Source organism: Phenylobacterium sp. (genome assembly GCF_030645195.1).
In the GTDB taxonomy this organism is placed as follows: Bacteria; Pseudomonadota; Alphaproteobacteria; order Caulobacterales; family Caulobacteraceae; genus Phenylobacterium.
This window is the reverse complement of sequence record NZ_JAUSLW010000122.1, coordinates 1-3,396: the sequence shown is the minus strand read 5'-3', so window position 1 is coordinate 3,396 and position 3,396 is coordinate 1. Positions and strand designations below refer to the sequence as shown.

The window sequence follows — 3,396 nt, the reverse complement described above, 5'->3', positions numbered from 1 at the left end:
ACGACGACCCCGAAGAAGCCGAACTCCGCGCTTCGTAAGGTCGCCAAGGTGCGTCTGACCACCGGCATCGAAGCGGTGTGCTATATCCCGGGCGAAGGCCACAATCTGCAGGAGCACTCCGTCGTGCTCATCCGCGGCGGCCGGGTTAAGGACCTTCCTGGCGTCCGTTACCACATCCTGCGCGGCGTGCTCGACACCCAAGGGGTCAAGGATCGCAAGCAGCGTCGTTCGCTCTACGGCGCCAAGCGTCCTAAGTAAGGAATAAGAAGAATGTCCCGCCGCCGTCGCGCCGAGAAACGTCAAGTCCTGCCCGACCCGAAGTTCGGGGACCTGACGGTCACCAAGTTCATGAATTACGTGATGTACGAAGGCAAGAAAGCCGTCGCCGAGAATATCCTCTACGGCGCCTTCGACATCCTCGAAGCCAAGCGCAAGGACCAGGGTCCTCTGGAAACCTTCCACGCCGCGTTGGAAAACGTCGCGCCGGGCATCGAAGTCCGCTCCCGCCGGGTCGGCGGCGCCACCTATCAGGTGCCTGTCGAAGTGCGTCCCGACCGTCGGAAGGCTCTGGCCATCCGTTGGCTGGTGACCGCCGCCCGCAAGCGCGGTGAGAACACCATGACCGAGAAGCTGGCCGGCGAATTGCTGGACGCCTCCTCGAACCGGGGTTCCGCCGTCAAGAAGCGGGAAGACACCCACAAGATGGCCGAAGCCAACCGGGCCTTCTCGCACTACCGCTGGTAACCAGCACGAACCATCCCTTTTCGGCGCGGGCGGTTTGAGCTAAACCGCCCGCGCTGTTCGTTCAGCCTATCCCGAACGCCTTTTCCAGCAGAGCTATCCGCTATGGCCCGCGCGCACAAAATCGCTGACTACCGTAACTTCGGCATCATGGCCCACATCGATGCGGGGAAGACCACGACCACGGAGCGGATCCTCTACTACACCGGCAAGAGCCATAAGATCGGTGAAGTCCACGATGGCGCCGCCACCATGGACTGGATGGAGCAGGAGCAGGAACGCGGCATCACGATCACGTCGGCCGCGACGACCGCCATCTGGAACGGCCACCGCCTGAACATCATCGACACCCCCGGCCATGTGGACTTCACCATTGAAGTCGAACGTTCGCTGCGCGTGCTCGATGGCGCCGTCGCGGTGCTCGACGGCAACCAGGGCGTGGAGCCCCAGACCGAGACCGTCTGGCGCCAGGCCGATCGCTACAACGTTCCGCGCATCGTGTTCGTCAACAAGATGGACAAGATCGGCGCCGACTTCGAAATGTGCCTCAAGACCATCCGCGATCGTCTGGGCGTGAAGGCCGTGCCGATCCAATTGCCGATCGGTTCGGAAGCCTCGCTGAAGGGCATCGTCGACCTGGTCCGCATGAAGGCCGTGGTCTGGGACAATGACGGCCTGGGCGCGACCTATCGCGACGAGGAAATCCCGGCAGACATGCTGGCCAAGGCTGAAGAAGCCCGCCACTACCTGATCGAGAACGCCGTCGAACTCGACGACGAGGCGATGGAAGCCTATCTGGGCGGCGAAGAGCCCTCGGTCGAGGTCATCAAGAAGTGCCTGCGCAAGGCCGTCCTCACCGGCGCCTTCTATCCGATCCTCGCCGGCTCGGCCTTCAAGAACAAGGGCGTCCAGCCCCTGCTCGACGCCGTGGTCGACTACCTGCCTTCGCCGGTGGACATCCCGCCGACTCCGGGCATCGACTTCAAGACCGAAGAGCCGGTGGTGCGCCACGCCTCGGACGAAGAGCCGCTGTCGGTCCTGGCCTTCAAGATCATGGACGACCCCTTCGTGGGGTCTCTGACCTTCTGCCGCATCTATTCGGGCAAGCTCGAAACCGGCATGGGCCTGCTGAACTCCTCCCGCGACAAGAAGGAACGCGTCGGCCGCATGCTGCTGATGCACTCCAACAACCGCGAGGACATCAAGGAAGCCTTCGCCGGCGACATCGTCGCCCTGGCCGGCCTGAAGGACACCCGCACCGGGGACACCCTCTGCGATCCCCTGAAGTCGCCGGTCATCCTTGAGAAGATGGACTTCCCGGCGCCGGTGATCGAGATCGCCATTGAGCCGAAGTCCAAGGCCGACCAGGAGAAGCTGGGCGTCGCCCTGGCCAAGATGGTCGCCGAGGATCCGTCCTTCACCGTCTTCACCGACCAGGAGTCGGGGCAGACGGTCATGAAGGGCATGGGGGAGCTTCACCTCGACATCAAGGTCGACATCCTGAAGCGCACCTACAAGGTGGAAGCCAACATCGGCGCGCCGCAAGTGGCCTATCGCGAGAGCCTCGGCCGCAAGGCGGACATCGACTACACCCACAAGAAGCAGACCGGCGGTACGGGCCAGTTCGCCCGCGTGAAGATCCTGTTCGAGCCGGGCGAGCCGGGTTCGGGCTTCGTCTTCGAGAACACCGTCGTCGGCGGCTCCATCCCGAAGGAATTCATCCCCGGGGTTCAGAAGGGTCTCGACACTTCCAAGGAAAATGGCCTGCTGGCCGGCTTCCCGCTGATCGACTTCAAGGCCACCCTGTATGATGGCAACTACCACGACGTCGACTCCTCGGTCCTGGCCTTCGAAATCGCCGCCCGCGCCGCCTTCCGCGAACTTCGCGAGAAGGGTGCGCCCAAGCTGCTTGAGCCGGTGATGAAGGTCGAAGTGGTGACGCCCGACGAATATATGGGCGACGTCATCGGCGACCTGAACAGCCGTCGCGGCCAGATCCAGGGCACGGAAACTCGCGGCAACGCCCAGGTGGTCACAGCCTTCGTGCCGCTGGCCAACATGTTCGGCTATATCAATACCCTGCGCTCGTTCTCTCAAGGACGCGCCAACTTTTCCATGACCTACGACCACTACGAAACGGTGCCGCAGGCCGTGGCCGACGAAGTGATCAAGAAGTACGCCTAACCCCAACCCTAGTTTAGAGGACGAGCCCGGACAGGGCTGGAGCTTGAAATGGCCAAAGAGAAGTTCGAACGCAATAAGCCGCACTGCAACATCGGCACGATTGGTCACGTTGACCATGGCAAGACGACGTTGACGGCCGCGATCACGATGATTTTGGCGAAGGCCGGCGGCGCGAAGGCCATGGCCTATGCCGACATCGACGCGGCTCCTGAGGAGAAGGCGCGCGGGATCACGATCAACACCGCGCACGTGGAATATGAGACGGCCAACCGTCACTACGCCCACGTCGACTGCCCCGGCCACGCCGACTATGTGAAGAACATGATCACCGGCGCGGCGCAGATGGACGGCGCGATCCTGGTGGTGTCGGCGGCCGACGGCCCGATGCCGCAGACGCGCGAGCACATCCTGCTGGCCCGTCAGGTCGGCGTGCCGGCCCTGGTGGTCTATCTGAACAAGGTCGACCTGGTG

General features: G+C 63.1%; 4 protein-coding genes. All 4 read left to right on the top strand.

Features of this window, described 5'->3' with window-relative positions; all coding sequences use genetic code 11:
- Positions 1-258: 30S ribosomal protein S12 (gene rpsL / locus Q7T09_RS10640; RefSeq protein WP_304699580.1), on the top strand; the 258-nt coding region annotated here is incomplete at its 5' end.
- A gap of 12 nt (positions 259-270) precedes the next feature.
- The gene (rpsG, locus tag Q7T09_RS10635; RefSeq protein WP_293492233.1) at positions 271-744 is read left to right on the top strand and encodes a 30S ribosomal protein S7; all 474 of its coding nucleotides are present in this window, start codon (positions 271-273) and stop codon (positions 742-744) included.
- 102 nt (positions 745-846) lie between these two features.
- Positions 847-2,925, top strand: coding sequence for an elongation factor G (gene fusA / locus Q7T09_RS10630; RefSeq protein WP_304699579.1), 2,079 nt, complete (start codon positions 847-849; stop codon positions 2,923-2,925).
- A 48-nt stretch (positions 2,926-2,973) separates the two neighbouring features.
- Positions 2,974-3,396: GTP-binding protein (locus tag Q7T09_RS10625; RefSeq protein WP_304699578.1), on the top strand; the 423-nt coding region annotated here is incomplete at its 3' end.